This is a genomic window from Frigoribacterium sp. MEB024 (assembly GCF_000878135.1).
In the GTDB taxonomy this organism is placed as follows: Bacteria; Actinomycetota; Actinomycetes; order Actinomycetales; family Microbacteriaceae; genus Frigoribacterium.
Genome location: NZ_JXQZ01000082.1, coordinates 1 through 15,813, shown reverse-complemented (window position 1 = coordinate 15,813; position 15,813 = coordinate 1). Strand labels below are relative to the sequence as shown.

Annotated in this window: 12 protein-coding genes; 6 read left to right on the top strand and 6 right to left on the bottom strand. The window is 73.4% G+C overall.

All coding sequences use genetic code 11. From position 1 onward, the window contains the following. Nucleotides 1-253 precede the first annotated feature (253 nt). The 3 genes from SZ60_RS13615 (at nucleotide 254) to SZ60_RS13605 (ending at nucleotide 5,258) form a co-directional block, all read left to right on the top strand. The gene (locus SZ60_RS13615) at nucleotides 254-2,329 is read left to right on the top strand and encodes a glycosyltransferase (RefSeq protein WP_052505412.1); all 2,076 of its coding nucleotides are present in this window, start codon (nucleotides 254-256) and stop codon (nucleotides 2,327-2,329) included. Continuing rightward, nucleotides 2,326-3,057, top strand: coding sequence for an efflux RND transporter periplasmic adaptor subunit (locus SZ60_RS13610; protein WP_043596761.1), 732 nt, complete (start codon nucleotides 2,326-2,328; stop codon nucleotides 3,055-3,057). Before SZ60_RS13615 ends, SZ60_RS13610 begins: the two co-directional genes overlap by 4 nt. Nucleotides 3,058-3,203: 146 nt before the next feature. Further along, nucleotides 3,204-5,258: a glycosyl hydrolase gene (locus tag SZ60_RS13605; RefSeq protein ID WP_052505411.1), complete on the top strand. Its 2,055-nt coding sequence runs from the start codon at nucleotides 3,204-3,206 to the stop codon at nucleotides 5,256-5,258. A 25-nt stretch (nucleotides 5,259-5,283) separates the two neighbouring features. Here SZ60_RS13605 and SZ60_RS13600 read toward each other — a convergent pair whose 3' ends face one another. Continuing rightward, entirely contained in the window at nucleotides 5,284-6,924 is a 1,641-nt protein-coding gene (locus tag SZ60_RS13600; protein WP_043596758.1) for a PQQ-binding-like beta-propeller repeat protein, read from the bottom strand. A gap of 245 nt (nucleotides 6,925-7,169) precedes the next feature. Between SZ60_RS13600 and SZ60_RS17300 the strand changes: the two genes are divergently transcribed. Beyond that, complete coding sequence (locus SZ60_RS17300; RefSeq protein WP_156155614.1) at nucleotides 7,170-7,325, top strand: hypothetical protein; 156 nt, start codon at nucleotides 7,170-7,172, stop codon at nucleotides 7,323-7,325. A gap of 70 nt (nucleotides 7,326-7,395) precedes the next feature. Continuing rightward, entirely contained in the window at nucleotides 7,396-7,878 is a 483-nt protein-coding gene (locus SZ60_RS16650; protein WP_052505410.1) for an N-acetyltransferase, read from the top strand. A 10-nt stretch (nucleotides 7,879-7,888) separates the two neighbouring features. On the opposite strand, the gene SZ60_RS13590 is transcribed toward SZ60_RS16650, so the two are convergent. From SZ60_RS13590 to SZ60_RS13570, 5 genes are all read right to left on the bottom strand, one after another. Further along, complete coding sequence (locus SZ60_RS13590) at nucleotides 7,889-8,557, bottom strand: response regulator transcription factor (protein ID WP_043596764.1); 669 nt, start codon at nucleotides 8,555-8,557, stop codon at nucleotides 7,889-7,891. Continuing rightward, nucleotides 8,554-9,960, bottom strand: a complete 1,407-nt coding sequence (locus SZ60_RS16645; RefSeq protein WP_156155613.1) for a sensor histidine kinase — start codon at nucleotides 9,958-9,960, stop codon at nucleotides 8,554-8,556. The genes SZ60_RS13590 and SZ60_RS16645 overlap by 4 nt, the downstream gene beginning before the upstream one ends. Nucleotides 9,961-9,970: 10 nt before the next feature. Continuing rightward, nucleotides 9,971-11,161 (bottom strand): amidoligase family protein, encoded by a 1,191-nt coding sequence (locus SZ60_RS13580; RefSeq protein WP_043596756.1) that lies wholly within the window; start codon nucleotides 11,159-11,161, stop codon nucleotides 9,971-9,973. A gap of 129 nt (nucleotides 11,162-11,290) precedes the next feature. Then, nucleotides 11,291-12,055, bottom strand: coding sequence for a hypothetical protein (locus SZ60_RS13575; RefSeq protein WP_043596754.1), 765 nt, complete (start codon nucleotides 12,053-12,055; stop codon nucleotides 11,291-11,293). Between the two features lie 346 nt (nucleotides 12,056-12,401). Further along, complete coding sequence (locus SZ60_RS13570; RefSeq protein WP_156155612.1) at nucleotides 12,402-14,195, bottom strand: PQQ-binding-like beta-propeller repeat protein; 1,794 nt, start codon at nucleotides 14,193-14,195, stop codon at nucleotides 12,402-12,404. Between the two features lie 138 nt (nucleotides 14,196-14,333). On the opposite strand from SZ60_RS13570, the gene SZ60_RS13565 reads away from it, so the two are divergent. Beyond that, the coding region (locus SZ60_RS13565; RefSeq protein WP_043596751.1) for an APC family permease at nucleotides 14,334-15,813 on the top strand (1,480 nt) is incomplete at its 3' end.

Here is a 15,813-nt window from a genome sequence, read left to right as displayed (position 1 = left end):
CTGTTTCGACACGTCCCCGGAACGGTCCCCCGAAAGGCCCACACCGGAGACGAGCCCGTCGATCGAACGGCCCGAACCGTTCGCAGTCGACGGACCCGAAACGGGAGCCCCGGCTCCCACCCGACCGCCGCCCACCCCGGCGCGTCACCTCGAGTCGCCGCTGTCGCCGACGCCCCTCCGGACGTCCGACGGCGGTTCCCCACCGCCGTCGGCGTCCGGTCGTCTCTCAGACCCGAACCCGGAGAGAACACGCATGTCCCGAACCATGCGCGTCCGCGACAGCGACGCCGAAAACCGACCCGACACCGCCGCACCCGACACCGGCCCCACCCTCGACCTGGCACCTCGCTCGCGGAGCGAACTGAGGCGCCAGGCACAGACCGACGAGGTGCGGGGGTCGCGTGCACGCCCCTCGACGCGGATCACGAGCGACCACCACGCGTCGGTCGTCTCGCGCACCGAGGGGCGTGCCCACTCGCCCTTCATGGTGCTGCTCGTGCTCGCCTGCACCATGGGCATCCTGCTGTACGGGCAGTTCCTGCTGAACCCCGCGAACCGGGGCGACCTGCTGCCCTACGTCGCCGTCATCATCGCCGAGGCCGTCCTGGTCCTGCAGGCGCTGCTCGCGATGTGGACGATCCTCTCGGGGGGCCAGAACCCCCGCGACTTCGACTTCCACTCGACGCAGGACACGCTCTACGACGAGGACGCCATCGACCGGCTCGGCGTCCGCGACCAGCCGCACCTGTGGCCGATCGTCGTCGACGGGAAGACCGTCGTCGTCGACGTCTTCGTGACGGTCTACGGCGAGGAGCTCTCGAAGATCGCGATGACCGTCCAGGCCGCTGTCGCGATGCAGGGTGCGCACCGCACCTGGGTGCTGGACGACGGTCGCAGCGACGAGGTCAAGGACCTCGCCGCGACGCTCGGCGCCCGCTACATCCGCCGGTTGACCAGCAACGGCGCCAAGGCGGGCAACGTCAACCACGCCTTGTCGGTGGCCAAGGGCGACTACTTCGCCATCTTCGACGCGGACTTCGTGCCCAAGCCGATGTTCCTGCACGAGACCGTGCCGTTCTTCATCGACGAGAAGGTCGCCTTCGTCCAGACTCCGCAGTCGTACGGCAACCTCGTGAGCATCGTCAGCCGCGGCGCCGGCTACATGCAGGCCGTCTTCTACCGGTACATCCAGCCCGGCCGCAACCGGTTCAACGCCGCGTTCTGCGTCGGCACCAACGTCATCTTCCGCCGTGCGGCGATCGACGAGGTCGGCGGCATCGACACCGACTCGAAGTCCGAGGACGTCTGGACGAGCCTGTTCCTGCACGAGGCCGGGTGGCGGTCGATCTACATCCCGATGACGCTGGCGATCGGCGACGCCCCGGAGACCATCGAGGCCTACAGCAAGCAGCAGCTGCGCTGGGCGACCGGTGGCTTCGAGATCCTCTTCCGGCACAACCCGCTGAGCCCCCGTCGCACCCTGACGATGGACCAGCGCTTCCAGTACACGCTGACGGCGACCCACTACCTGACGGGCATCGCCCCGTTGCTGCTGATCATGGTGCCGCCGATGGAGATCTTCTTCGACCTGAGGCCGATGAACCTGCACATCTCGGTGCTGCAGTGGCTGCTCTTCTACTCGGGCTTCTACCTGCTGCAGATCGCGCTGGCGTTCTTCACCCTCGGGTCGTTCCGCTGGGAGGTGCTGATGCTCGCGTCGGTGTCGTTCCCGATCTACGTCAAGGCGTTGTGGAACGTGCTGAGCGGCAAGGACACCGCCTGGCACGTGACCGGCGGAGGCAAGGCGTCGAGTCCGTTCAACGTGCTCGTCCCCCAGGTCCTGTTCTGGCTCTTCCTGTCGCTCACGTCCCTCGTGGCGATCTGGCGCGACTGGGACAACCGGGTGCTCACGCTCGCCACGGTCTGGAACCTGATCAACACCGCCGTGCTCTCGGCGTTCCTGCTGGCGGCCCTGCGTGAGGCCGGGGCGATCAAGCGGGCGGCCCGCTCGGGCTCGAGTGCCCGCACCACCGTCGCCGGTCCCGTCACCACCGGCCCCGTGGCCGTGCAGACCCTCCGCACCCAGGTCGCCCGCCCGCTGCCCCGCAGCCACGACGAGTTCCTCGAGCTGTCGGCCGAGCAGCGACTCGAGCAGCGTCGGCGCGACGACGAGCGCCGTCACCTGCTCGAGGCCCGACTGGCCGTCGCCGACGACCAGCACGCCCACGAGGCGCAGCACGGCGACGAGGCATCGCACACACCGCACGCGGGACCGGTGACCGGACCCGACCGACACGACACGAACGACCGAGAGAAGGTGGTCTCATGACCTGGGGCAACAGGATCAAGATGACCGTCGGCATCCTGGTGGTGCTCGCCCTCGTGGCCGTCTTCACCGTCGTCTTCACGCAGCGGCAGGCCCAGGTCATCAGCACCAGCGCCGCCATCGCGAGCCAGGACTTCTCCGTCGGCACCGACTACAGCGGCACGGTCACCTCGACCGACGCCGAGGTCGGCGACCGGGTGAAGAAGGGTGACGTGCTCTTCTCGCTGCAGAGCCCCTCGCTGCAGAAGGACCTCGCGGACGACGTCGTCGTCCCCGACACGGACGCCTACACGGTGGACGACGACGGCACCATCACCTTCATGGCCACCGTCGACGGCACGCTGTCGCAGCTCGACGTCCGTGAGGGCGGGTTCCTCGGCTCGGGCACGTCCGTCGCGACGATCGAGAAGGCCGGCACGCTGTTCGTGGACGCGGACTTCACGCTCACGCCCCGCGACTACGAGCGCATCCAGGACGGCGCGACCGTCGACGTCATGCTGCCCAACCAGCAGGTCGTCGAGGGCAGCGTCGACCTGGTCAGCGTGCAGACCAAGGACGGCGCGGCCGCGGCCACCGTCCGCGTGGTCAGCGACCAGCTGAGCGAGGGGGCCTACAACGGCCTCGTCGCGAGCGGCACGCCGGTCGAGGCGACCATGCACCTCCGCGACGACGGCATCCTCGCGGGGCCCGTGGACACCATGCAGGACTTCCTGCGCCAGATCGGGGTCTGACGATCCCCGGCGCACGGAGAAAGACGACGGGTCGGTCCGGCCGACGGGATCGTTCGGGATCACCGATCGGTTCCGGGCCGGCTCGTCACCCCCGGGAGGCGCGGGGCGGTACCCGACGCGACCCGCGCCTCCTGACCCTCCGCCGCGTGGTCGCGGGCGTCGCCCTCGGCACGGCCGGCGTGCTCGTGCTGGCCGGGTGCACCGGCGGCTCGGGCACGGACGGCGACACCACGGGACGGCCCGACGCCGGAGGGGACGTGTTCCCCGCCTCGCAGGTCGACCCCCTCGTGGCCGCCCTGCCCCACGAGTCGGTCGGCACCGTGCCGACCATGCGCCTCGCCGACGGGCTCGTCCCGCCGACCAACACCTGGTTCTCGGGGCTCGTGTTCGGCGACGAGCCGACGCCCGTGTTCCCGTTCCCGATCTCGTTCCAGCTGACGGCGGCCGGCTTCGCGACGGGGCTGCCGGTGCCCGTGGCCTCCGAGAAGGCGATCGTGTCGCCCGCCCTGCCCGACGTCACCCTCGACGTCGGGGCCCCGACGACCGAGATCAGCGCCTACGACGACGTGTCGGTGACGATCGCGCACCTCGACGGCGACACGGTGCTCGGTCACACGACCGTCGCCGAGGGCTCGCCGCTCGTCTCGTACACGGCCGCGACCGCGCAGACCGACACCCTCGGCACGGCCGTGACGGCCGTCGGCGAGGGCCGCGGCACGCTCACGGTCGGCAGCACGACGTGGGGTGTGGCCGTCACGGGCGGCAGCCTCGACGGCACGGAGGTCCAGCTCGACGCGGGCGGCTCGGTCGTCCTCGTGCCACTGCCCGACGGGGCCACCGACGCGCAGGTGGGGACGGTGCTCGACGCGGCCGCCTCGCCGCTCGCATCGGTGACCACCGCGCACCGCGCCTCCGGGTCCGGGTCGTCGGCGGTGTCGACCACCGAGCTCGGCTACGAGACGGCGGCCGGGGGCGACACCCTGCTCGTGTCGGCCCCGCACATGGGCGACGCGGCGACGGGTGGCGGCACCGGGCTGGGGTACGACACGATCTACGGCACCGTCCCGTTGTCGATCGGCTCGACGCTGGCGTTCGACGCACCGGTCACCACGGCCTCGACCGAGCTCGACCTCTCGGGGTTGAGCGACGACCAGAGGACGCAGCTCGAGGACCAGGTCGAGGCCGACGTCGCGGCCACGGAGGCCCCCGCGGCGGACACCTACTTCGGCGGCAAGGCGCTCTACCGGTCGGCCATGCTGATGCAGCTCGCCCGGCAGCTGGGCGACGACGCGTCGGCCGAGACCCTCCGCACCTCGATCGTCGACCGACTCGACACGTGGACCGACCCCTCGGGCTGCGAGACGCGCGACCAGGAGTGCTTCGTCTACGACCCCGCGGTCAAGGGCGTCGTCGGCAAGGTGGCCTCGTTCGGCTCGGACGAGTTCAACGACCACTACTTCCACTACGGCTACTTCCTCTACGCCGCGGGCGTGGTCGCGGCCGACGACCCCGAGCTGGCCGGGCGGTGGAGCCCCGTGATGGACCTGCTCGCGGCCGACATCGCCTCGGGGTCCGACAACGGGTCGTTCCCCGACCGGCGTGCCTTCGACCCCTACTGGTCGCACAGCTGGGCCTCGGGCTACTCGCCGTTCGCCGACGGCAACAACCAGGAGTCGTCGTCCGAGGCGGTCACCGCCTACGCCGGCCTGTCGCTCTGGGCCGCGGCCACGGGTGACGACGCGCTGGGCGACGAGGCGTCCTGGATGCTCAGCGCCGAGGCCTCGTCGGCGTTGGCCTACTGGCTGAACCCCGACCTGACCGGCCCGACGTCCGCCGGCTACGACCACGAGATCGTGTCGCTGACCTGGGGCGGCAAGCGCGACTACGGCACCTGGTTCTCGGCCGAGCCGTCGGCGATCGCCGGCATCCAGCTGATCCCGCTCAGCCCGTCCTCGGTGTCGTACCTGACGTCGTCGGCCGCGGGCGGGGCCGAGCAGATCGCCTCCGTCGTCGCGGAGGCGAGCCCGTCCGGCTTCGACGCGCCCCTGGGCGACTACGTGCTGATGTACTCGGCGCTGCAGGGACCCGACCAGGCCGCGGCGGCCCTGAGGGCGCTCGCCGCCCTGCCCGAGACGGGCATCGACGACGGCAACTCGCGGGCCTACGCGATGGCGTACGTCATGAGCGCCGGGGCGCGGTAGGGCCGAGCACGGGAGGCGCGGGTCGTCAGCCGACGACGCGCACCGGGTCGACGAGGCGCTGCACGCTGCCGTCGGGGTGGTTCGCGACGAGCGCGCCGCCCCAGAAGCCGAGCTGGTCGCGCTCGGCGTCGAGCTGCCAGAGGCGGCGTCCGTCGGACAGGTCGAAGGCGGTGACCGTCGAGGTGCGACCGCTCGAGGCGGTCGTGGCGTAGCCGGTCGTGCGGCCGACCAGCGCGATCTGGGACTCGCCCGGCACCACCGCCCGGGCCACCTCGCGGCCCGACGCCGCGTCGAGCAGGCGGACGGTGCGCTCGGCCGCCTCGTCCGACGAGAGGTCGCCGGAGACCGCCGCCGAGCCTCCTGGTTCGAAGGTCTGGGCGAACACGAGCGACCCCCGGTCGCCGGCCGGGTCGGTGGTCACCCGGGCGAGCCCGTGGCGGCGGTCGCGGGGCGGGGCCGTCCAGAGCTCGGCGCCCGTGCGGCGGTCGACGCAGACCACCCCGGGCGTGGTCGAGAAGACGACGCAGTCGCCGGTCGCCTGCACCCCGCGGTCCTGGCGGAAGCCGTGCCGCCAGAGTTCGCGCCCGTCGAGCGAGAGCGCCACCACCGTGCCGTCCGTGTCGTCGGTCGAGGTGGGGATCGCCGGGTCGAGGCCCACCACGACGAGGTCGCCGTCGACGACGAGGGTCGTGGCGGTCGGCAGGTCGGGGCCCCAGTCGTGCGTCTCGCCGGTGCGCCCGTCGACCGCGGTGATGGTCCCGCCGTCGAGCACGAGCAGGCCGTCGGGGGTCAGGGCCTCGTCCTGGCTGCCGGTGGTCTCGCCCGTCCACACGGGGGTGACGAGGTCGGCGGCGGCGTAGAGCGAGAACTCGCCCGTGCCGGGCTCGGAGTCGTAGTAGACGCGGGAGTCCTGGTACGAGAACTGCGGGTCGCTCGAGACGAGGGCCCAGGAGGCGGTGGCGTCGGTCAGGCGCGCGCGCCCGTTCGGCGAGGTGGTCACGTCGGTCAACTCGCCGGTCCCGAGGTCGAGGCGGGCGTACGACGAGGCGAACCCGTCCCCGCCGAAGCCCAGCGTCGAGACGAGGGCCGTGTCGCCGGCGTCGTCGGCGGGCCAGACCTGGACGAAGCCGCTGCCGGCGTCGAGCTCGGCGCCGAGGTCGACCCACCAGCGGACGGTGCCGTCGACCGGGTCGACGCGGGCGAGCCGGCTGACCGTGGGGGCGGTGCCGCCGAAGCCGCCGTCGAAGCGGCAGTCGGCGCCGACGTCCGTGGCGGCGCTCGTGCCCCTGCCGTCGTCGCCCGCGGCACCGCCGGCGCTGACGAGGACGTCGCCGCCGAGCCGGTCGGGGCCGACCGCGGGCTCCGCCTGCCAGAGGAGGCACCGGCCCTGGTCCGACGGCACGCCGACGTCGGCGGGCGTGAGCGTCCACGACTCGGGGACGGGTTCGTGCCGCAGGTCGTCGCCGACGACGCCGTCGAGCGGCGCGGCCGACGAGTAGCGCGGGGCCTCGACCAGGCCGACGGTCGTGACGAGCGCCGCCGCGACGAGGACCGCGGCGCTCGCGAGGGCGAGCCGACGAGGGCGGGAGGCGCGGTGCCAGACGGCGGCTCCGCTGCGGCGGGCGCGGGAGAGCGGCTGGTCGCTCGGTCGGGCGTCGTCCGTCACCCGGCCATGGTACGAGGCGGGTGCGGAGGCGGGCCGTGAGCGGTCCCGGGGTCGGGACCCGCGCCTCCTGGGCTCCCGGGGTCGGCCGTTAGGCTGGTGCGGGCCGTCCGGTCCCGCCCGCCGGTGCACGAGCGCCGCCGTCCGTTCGCCCTCTCGTCGTTCGTCCCCTCTCGCCCGCCCCCCGAAGGAGCCGCGCCATCGAAGCCGTCGTCATCTCGATCCTCGCCCTGGCGATCGTCGTGCTCGTGGTCATCCAGGTGATCTACCGTCGCCGCGTGCTGCAACGCCGAGAGGCCTCCGGCCAGCGGGTCGTCGGCCGCGGCACCTACGTCGTCTTCGGCGTCATGGCGGCGTTCTTCCTCTTCGCGGTGTTCGTGTTCCCGCTGCTGGTGCGGGGGTAGTCCGTGTCGAACCGGGCCGTGTGGTACCGCACCGCGTGTCGTGCATCCCACCGTGTCTAGTCACGGTGCCGTGCACGCACTGCGGTGTGCCGTCCCGGCCGACCTCGAGGCGTGCCTGACCGTCTGGGTCGCGGCGTGTGCTGCACGTGACGGGCAGGCGTTCGACGGGGTCGCCGAGCGGGCCCGGACGAAGTTCGGCGCGGGCGTCGTGTGGCTGGTCGCGGACGGCGTCGACGGGGTCGACGGGGTCGACGGCTTCGTGCTCGCGACCCGCCCGGGCAGCGGCCTGCCCGCGGACCCGGCCGACGCCCCGGTGCTCGGCCTGCTGGCGGCCGGTCCCGGGGCACAGGCGCGAGGGCTGGGGCGTGCCCTGCTGAGGGAGGCGACCGCGAGGCTGGCCTTGCTCGGGTACCAGCGCGCCGTGTTGCACGCACTCCTCGACAACGGCGCCGCGGTCGGGCTCTACGAGAGCGAGGGGTGGGTGGCCGCGGGCGACCCGTTCGAGCACTCGCTGCTGAAGCGGCCCACGCAGCGGTTCGAGCTGGTGCTCTGAGCGGAGCGGTTCAGCCGCCCTCGGGGCGGGCGAAGCCCGAGCGGAACGCGAAGACGGCCGCCTGCACGCGGGTGCGGCTGTCGGTCTTGGCCAGCAGGCTCGAGATGTGGCTCTTCACAGTGGCCGTGCTGACGAAGAGCTCTCGGGCGATGTCGACGTTGCTGAGGCCGCGTGCGACGGCGTCGAGCACGTCCCGCTCGCGGTCGCTCAACGAGTCGAGGGCCGCCCGGTGGCGCACGGCGTCCGGCGACGCGGGGGCCGGGGTCACGCGCTGCTCGATGAGCGCCCGCGTCATGGCCGGGTCGATCAGCGAGTCGCCGCGGGCCGCCGACCGCACCGCGGCGGCGATGAGGTCGGGCCCGGAGTCCTTCAGCAGGAAGCCCGAGGCACCGGCCGCGATGCCGTCGAACAGGTGCTCGTCGTCGTCGAAGGTCGTGATGAGGACCACGGCGCAGCCGATCGCCGGCACGATGCGTCGCGTGGCCGAGATGCCGTCGAGCCGGGGCATGCGGATGTCCATCACGACGACGTCGGGTCGCAGGGCGAGGGCGTCGGTGACGGCGTCCTCACCGTCGGCGCTCTGCCCGACGACGTCGACGTCCGGTTCGGCGTCGAGCATCGTCGCGAGCCCGGCCCGGGCGATCGCCTGGTCGTCGACCACCAGCACGCGCAGCGTCATGCCGCCCGCCCTGCCGTCGACGCGGAAGCCCCCGCCGGCGCTGAAGCCGGTGCCGACGCGGAAGCCGTCGCGGCCGGCGCTGCCGGTGTCGGTGCCGACGCCGGCAGCTCGGCCCGGACCTGCCAACCGGCCCCCTCGGGGCCCGGCCCCGCGGCCAGCGAGCCGCCGAGCGCACCGACCCGATCGCGCAGGGACGGGAGGCCGGCTCCGCCTCGGGGCACGTCGGGGAATCGTTCGCGGGCGGGGCCCGGGTCGGTCACCGTGACGACCGTCGTGCCGGACGTGTCGTCGACCGTGACGTGCACCCGGTGCGCCGACGAGTGAAGCATCGCGTTCGTCAGTCCCTCGCGCACCACGGCGAGGACCGCGGCGCGACGCTCGGTCGGCAGGTCGTCGCCGTCGAGGTGCACCGCGCAGTCGACCTCGTAGCCGAGTGACGTCAGGCGGCCGGTCATCTGCGCCAGTTCGTCGACGACCGACGTCGACCCGGTGTCGCCTCCTGGTGCCGCCCGGAGCACCCGCAGCACCCCGCGGATGCGTCCCAGGACGTCCTGCCCGCCCGCGGCGATGTCCCTCATGGCCGGGGCCAGTTGCTCGGGATGCTCGTCGGCGACCCGCAGGGCGGCCTGCGCCCGGATGACCAGGGCGGCGACGTGGTGGCCGACCTCGTCGTGGACGTCCCGGGCGATGCGGGTGCGTTCGTGCTCGGCGATGCGGGCGACCTCGCCCGCCCGCAGCACGAGCAGCTCACGGTTCGTCCTCGCGAGCTCGGTCGTGGCCCGGCGCTGCCGCCGGAGCAGGAGGGCGACCACCACGACGAGGCCGCACGCCATGAGTCGACCGAGCACGACCGAGCGGTCCTGCCCCACGTCCGACAGCAGCACCTGCGACAGGGGCACGCCCTGCACACCGGCCGCGGCGACGTCGCGCCAGGGCAGCACGACGAGCACGGCGAGGGTGGCGAAGGTCGCCGCGCTGGCGACCACCGGCCCGCGACCCGAGATGGTCAGGAAGACCACGACCGCGAGCGGCAGGAGCGCCACGGGCGGCCCGAGGTACAGGCCGTACAGCGCCGGGGGGAGGGGCGCGAGGGTCGTGAAGGCCGTGAAACCGGTGACGACGGCCAGCGTCTCGACGGGCCACCGGTCGAGGGTCGCGCACGCGACCAGCGCCACGACGCCGAGGTAGAGGTACCCGGGGAGCGCCTGCGGGTACCACTCGAGTCGCAGGGCGAGGGCGAGCCCGCCGAAGTAGGCGGCCCCGACCAGCGCCAGCACGACCAGTCGGGTGCGCCCCCACCCGGTCGTGCGCGCCGACGGCCAGATGCGCCGGCCGGAGCCCGGGGCGGGCGCCGGCGCACCGGTCGCGAGGGCGCCGGTCGTCGCGGTCCCGTTCGTCTGCACGGCGTCCACGCTAACGCCGACCCCGTGCCGTGGCCTCGGCCGAAAGGACCAATCCGGCGGGGTCGGATGCTCGGGCGAGGTCGAGCAGCTCGGCTGCGGCCTCGCGCGCGTCGGTGCTCGTCGGGCGGGGCACGGGCTCCGCCTCGAGGCAGCGGGCCAGCAGTCGCTCGACCAGGCCCGCGCGGCGGGTGAGGTCCGCGGCGTCGAGGGTGCCCGGCAGGATGCGGACCTCGACGGTGTCCCGCACGGGCCGGTCGGTCGCCAGGGCGGTCAGGTTGACGTCGGCGTACTTCGTCAGCCCGGTGCCCGCGGCGGCCGTCTGCAGCTGCGACCAGTCGAGGGTCGTCGCCGAGCCCGGCCGGTCCGCGCGGGCGACGAGCTCGACCAGGGCGGACGGCAGCGGCGCCAGGCGTGTGCACGCGGGGTTCGTCCCCAGCACGGCCCGCAGGGGCAGGTGCCACCACGAGAAGAGGCGCACCAGGTTGGCGAAGGCGGCGACGGATCGGAACGGGGCACCGTCGAGGTGCAGGTGCACGGCCGCCTCGACGGGCACCGTGAAGCCGAGCTCGCGGGCCGGCCCGAGGAGGCGCTCGAGGGCGGCCTCGTGGTCGGCGACGAGCGGCGGCGTGACGATCTCGCACGGTCGCTCGCGTCCGGCCGCCAGCGCCGAGGCCAGGGCGATGCTCGAGCCCGCGCCGTCGCGCAGGCGACGCACGGCGCCGATCGACTCGACCGTGCTGCCGAAGACCGCGGCCACGTCGTCGAGGGCGCGGTCGAAGGGCGTGTCGGGGGACGAGTGCCGGGCCACGAGGCGCAGGAGGCGCAGGTCGTCGGAGAGCACCCGGTACGACCGGTCGTCGGCCGGGACCGCGTCGGCCGGGACCGCGTCGGCGGGGCGCGCGTCCGTCGAGGGCCCGACCCGCGCCTCCTCGTGGTGACGACGGAGGTCGTCGACGATCGTGACGTCGTCGACGAGCTCGGCGACCGGGCCACCCAGGGCGTCCCGGACCACGTAGCCCGGCGTCAGGTGCCAGAAGTGGCCCATGCCCGGTACGAGCGACGGCTCGGAGTCGGTGTGGAAGATGCGCGTGACGTGGCCGTCGAGGTCGCTCGCGAGACGGTCGGCGAGGGTGCGCCGGCTCGACCCAGGCGGGGCCAACAGTTCGATCTCGAAGCCGATGCGGGAGTGGAGGGTCGTCATGGGGCTTCCGGGTCGAGGGCGGGTGCGGTGCGGGTGCTGCGGGTCGTGCGGACCGGGCGGCGGCGCCACCGCCCGGTCCGGCGGCCCGATCGGGCGGCCCGGTCGGGTCGTCCGTCGGGCGGGGCGGGCTCAGAGGGGCAGGTCGTCCCCGGCCAGCAGGGCGGCGCCGGCGCGCACCACGGCCGACCGGGTGTCGCTCTGCCACAGGCCCGCCAGCTGGGCCGCCTCGGCGTCGCCGTAGCCGACGAGGGTGAAGGCCCGGGCGTCCTGGTCGTCGGTGTACGAGGTGGGCGCGGCGGGCACCTGCTCGTGGGCGAGCAGCAGGCCGCCGACCTTCGCCTTGGCCGTCGCGACGTCGTCGTTGCCCCAGGCGACGGCGAGCCCGAGGGCCTGGGTGAAGTCGTCCTGGAACGTCGTGTCGGTGCCCGCGGCGAAGAAGGCGGCCTCGCGCTGCTCGTCGGTGTAGGCCGCCGTCGCGGCCGCGCCCGCTGCGAAGGGCAGTGCCGTGCCGGCCGTGAGCGCGGCTCCGGCCTTGCCCATCGCCGTGGTCTGGTCCACTCCCCAGACGACCGCGAGGTTGAGGGCGTCGTCGGCGTAGGGCGAGGCAGCGAAGGCGGCTAGGTCGGCCGCGGTGTACGTGATCTTCGGCACGGTCGCCGTCGTGGGCTCCGCCGCCGCCTGGGCGGCGGGGGAACTGCCCGGGGCCGCGAGGGCGCCGAGTGCCCCGAGCCCGGCGATCGAGCCCGCCAGGGCGCAGGCGACCGCGGCGGTCACCGTCACGCGTCGGAAGGCGGAACCGGTCGTGCGGCGGGGGGTGCCGGCGGGATCGGCGCCGAGGCCCCGGATCGTCGCGGTGGTGGCCCGGACGTCGTTCGTGTCGTTCGTGTCGTTCATGTCGCTCTCCTCGGTCGTTCGTCAGGTCGGTCGGTCGGGGTGACGGGGTCCGTCACCTCGCGACCACGGCCGACGCTAGGAGCGCCGACACCGGGCGACAAGGGTTCGGGGTGGGGTCTGGCCGGTCGGCGGCGGACGATGGCCGTCGGGACGAACGCGACGCGTCGCGACCTCCTCCGAAGGGATGGTCCCGGGACGATTCTCCCGGGTGCACATCGCCCGAGCACGCCGCCCCTTCCACCACGCCAGAAGTTGGGCACAGCGCCAGGTTTTGTCCTGGCGCAGTGCCCATCTCGTGGCGCTGTGCCGTCTGGGGGTGCTGGCCGGCCGGCGGTGCTGAGCCGCGTCACCCGCCGGCGGCGACCGCCGTGCCGTCGCCGAGGCGGCGGACGACGCCGTCCTGGGTCACGACGACCAGGTGCCGCCCCCAGAACTGGTAGGTCAGCACGTCGTCGCCGGACGTCCGCCAGAGCTCTCGGTGGCTGGAGCGGTCGAGGGCGACGACGGCCAACCGCCCGTCGACCCCGAAGGTCTGCTGGTAGACGGTCGTGCGCCCCTGGGCCAACGGTGCCGAGTACCCCGGCAGGGTCGCCTCGAAGACCACGCGCCCGTCGTCCGCGTCGAACGTCGTCACGGTCGACGTCTCGTCACCGAAACCGCTGGACGGTGAGACGGTGACCTGCACCTCGTCGAAGGCGGAGCTCGGCGAGGGGTTCCACCCCGACTGCACCGTCTGACCCCTGGAGACGGGGATCGTCGTCGACCACACGGTCCGGCCCGTCGAGGGCGACAGGCAGGTGACCGAGGCCCGACCCACGGGTTCGTCCGCCTCGGCGGTGTCGCCCGCCTCGTCCGAGCCCCTCGGCCCCGCGACCACCGGGTCGCCGACAGCGACCGTGGACGTGACGGCGACGCACCGGTCCGACACGATCAGCGAGGCGTCGCCCGACAGGTCGGCCGTCCAGTCCACGGTGCCCGGCCGGTCCTGCGAGAAGGCGACGAGCTGCTGCCCGGTGGGCGCGGCGAGCGTCACCACCACGTGGTCGCCGGCCGCCTCGGGCCAGCCGTACGCGTCGTCGTCGACCGGCAGGCGGTGCTCGTCGCCGGTGGCGGCGTCGATCACCCGTGACCCCTCGCCGGCCGTCGTCAGCAGGTAGAACTCGTCGTCGACGAGCCTCACGGTGGCCTGCGACGGTTCGTCGCCCTGCCACGTGACGGTGTCGGGATCGTCGAGGTCTCTGAGCTCGAACCGCGTCACGTCGTCCTCGTCGGTGGTCGGCCCCGAGCCGTCGGGCCCGAACCGCGACCGGGGCTGGTGCGAGACCAGGACGGTCGTCGTGGAGACCTCCTCGATGCGAGTCACCAGGTCGTCGTCGGTCGACTCGACGGACGCGGACCAGTTGGTCACCTCGCCCGTCCGCAGGTCCATCCGGGCCAGGGTCGAGCCCGTGTCGCCCTCGACGACCAGGGTGGCCACGCGTCCGTCGTCGTCCGGCGTCACCGAGACCGACCGCACCGCCCGACCGAGGGCCGTGGCCACGTTCGCGCTCCACACCACGTCGCCGGTGTCGCCGTCGACCCGGGCCAGGCGTCCCCCGGCACCGCCGCAGCGGTCGGACTGCTCGGCCGACTGGGCGGAGACGAGCGCATCGTCGCCGACCATCCCCGCGAACGCGTAGTAGGCGCAGCCCGAGGGCATCCCCGGGGTGGCCGCACCCGCCAGGTCGGTCTGCCAGACGGTCGCCGTGGGCTCGGACCGCAGGTCGTCGACCAGCATCGCGGGCCGCACCGGCTCGTCGTACCGCGGCTGCATCGCGAGGCCCGCACCGGCGACGAGCGCGGTCACCACGGCGACGGCGCCGACCGTCAGCCCCAGGCGGCGAGCCCGGGAGGCGCGGGTCCAGACCCGGCGCAGCGCACGACCCGTTCGGCGTCCGAGCGCCTGCAGCGGTGGCGGCTGCGCGCGCCTCCCTCCTCCGGTCGGCTCCGCCCCGTCGTACCCGTCGCGAGCACCGGCGTCGGCTGCGGGCTCGTCGGGGTGATCGGCCGCGGAGGCGGGCGTCGCCGTGGAGCCGGCCCGCGCCTCCCAGGCTGCCGCCGGGCGCTCGGGACGCATCGGCTGCCACGGTCGTCCGTCCACGATGCCCCTCTCGCCCGCCATGCTACGAGACGCGGCCGGTCCGCCGGTATGCTGGCGCGTCGTCCCCCGAGACGGGGCCACACCGACCGCCGGCACCACCCGCCCGCACCACTCGCCCGCACCACCCCAGGAGGCAGCATGAGCACCGTCCCCAAGGCCCGGGGGCTCAGCACCCTGTGGCGCACGAAGTCGGTCGAGTCGTCGCTCGCCGACTCGACGGGGCCCGAGAACGGGCTGAAGCGCTCGCTCGGCGTCACCGACCTGACCCTCATGGGCATCGCCGTCGCGGTCGGGGCCGGCATCTTCTCGGTGGGCGCCAACGCCGCCGCGAACTTCGCGGGCCCGGGCGTCACGTTGTCGTTCCTCCTCGCCGCCGTCACCTGCGGCCTCGCGATCATGTGTTACGCCGAGTTCGCCTCGACCATCCCCGTCGCGGGCAGCGCGTACACCTTCACCTACGCCACCCTCGGCGAGTTCCTGGCCTGGATCATCGGGTGGGACCTCATCCTCGAGACCCTCACCGGCGCGGCCGTGCTGGCCAAGTACTGGGGCATCTACCTCAGCACCGTGTTCTCCGGATTCGGCCTGGACGTGCCCGACACCCTGTCGATCGGGCCGCTCGAACTGAGCTGGGCGCCGTTCGTCATCGTCGCGTTCTTCACCGTGCTGCTCGTCCTGGGCACGCAGCTCAGCTCGCGCGTCGGCAGCGTCTTCACCGTCGTCAAGGTCGCGATCGTGCTGTTCGTCATCGTGGTCGGCTTCTTCTTCGTCAAGGCGTCGAACTACACGCCGTTCGTGCCCGCGTCGCAGCCCCGCCCGGCCGGCGAGGGCGACGTCTGGACGCAGTCCCTCTTCTCGTTCGTCTCGGGCGCCGAGCCCGCGCAGTACGGCGTCTTCGGCCTGCTCGCCGGCGCCTCGCTGGTCTTCTTCGCCTTCATCGGGTTCGACGTCGTCGCGACCAGCGCCGAAGAGGTCAAGAACCCGCAGAAGACCATGCCCCGCGGCATCTTCCTGGGCCTCGCCATCGTCACCGTGCTCTACGTGATGGTCTCCATCGTGCTCACCGGCATGGTGTCGTACCGCGACCTCGCCGCCGTCGAGGCCCCGACCCTGGCCACGGCCTTCGACCTGGTCGGCGTCGGCTGGGCCGCTCAGGTCATCGCCATCGGAGCCCTCATCGGCCTGACGACGGTCATCATGGTGCTGCTGCTCGGCCTCGCCCGCATCGTCTTCTCGATGGCCCGCGACGGCCTGCTGCCCCGCTGGCTCGCGAAGACCTCGGCCGTCCGCAAGACGCCCGTGCGCGTCCAGGTCATCGCCGGCGTCGTCGTCGCCCTGATCGCAGGCTTCACCGACGTCGGCGTCCTGGAAGAGATGATCAACATCGGCACGCTGTCGGCCTTCGTGCTGGTCAGCGTCGGCGTCATCGTGCTGCGGCGCACGCGTCCCGACCTGCCGCGGGCGTTCCGCGTGCCACTGTCGCCCGTGCTGCCGATCCTGTCGGCGGTGCTCTGCGTCTGGTTGATGTTCAACCTGACCACCCTCACCTGGGCTCGGTTCGCCGTGTGGCTCGTGATCGGCGTCGTCGTGTACTTCGCCTACGGGCGTCGGCACTCGC

Excerpts from the sequence above, each read along its gene's own strand:
- SZ60_RS13590 (WP_043596764.1), bottom strand. The coding sequence starts at position 8,557 with ATGACGCTGCGCGTGCTGGTGGTCGACGACCAGGCGATCGCCCGGGCC.
- SZ60_RS13610 (WP_043596761.1), top strand. The coding sequence starts at position 2,326 with ATGACCTGGGGCAACAGGATCAAGATGACCGTCGGCATCCTGGTGGTG.
- SZ60_RS13580 (WP_043596756.1), bottom strand. The coding sequence starts at position 11,161 with ATGACGACCCTCCACTCCCGCATCGGCTTCGAGATCGAACTGTTGGCC.
- SZ60_RS13615 (WP_052505412.1), top strand. The coding sequence starts at position 254 with ATGTCCCGAACCATGCGCGTCCGCGACAGCGACGCCGAAAACCGACCC.
- SZ60_RS13575 (WP_043596754.1), bottom strand. The coding sequence starts at position 12,055 with ATGAACGACACGAACGACACGAACGACGTCCGGGCCACCACCGCGACG.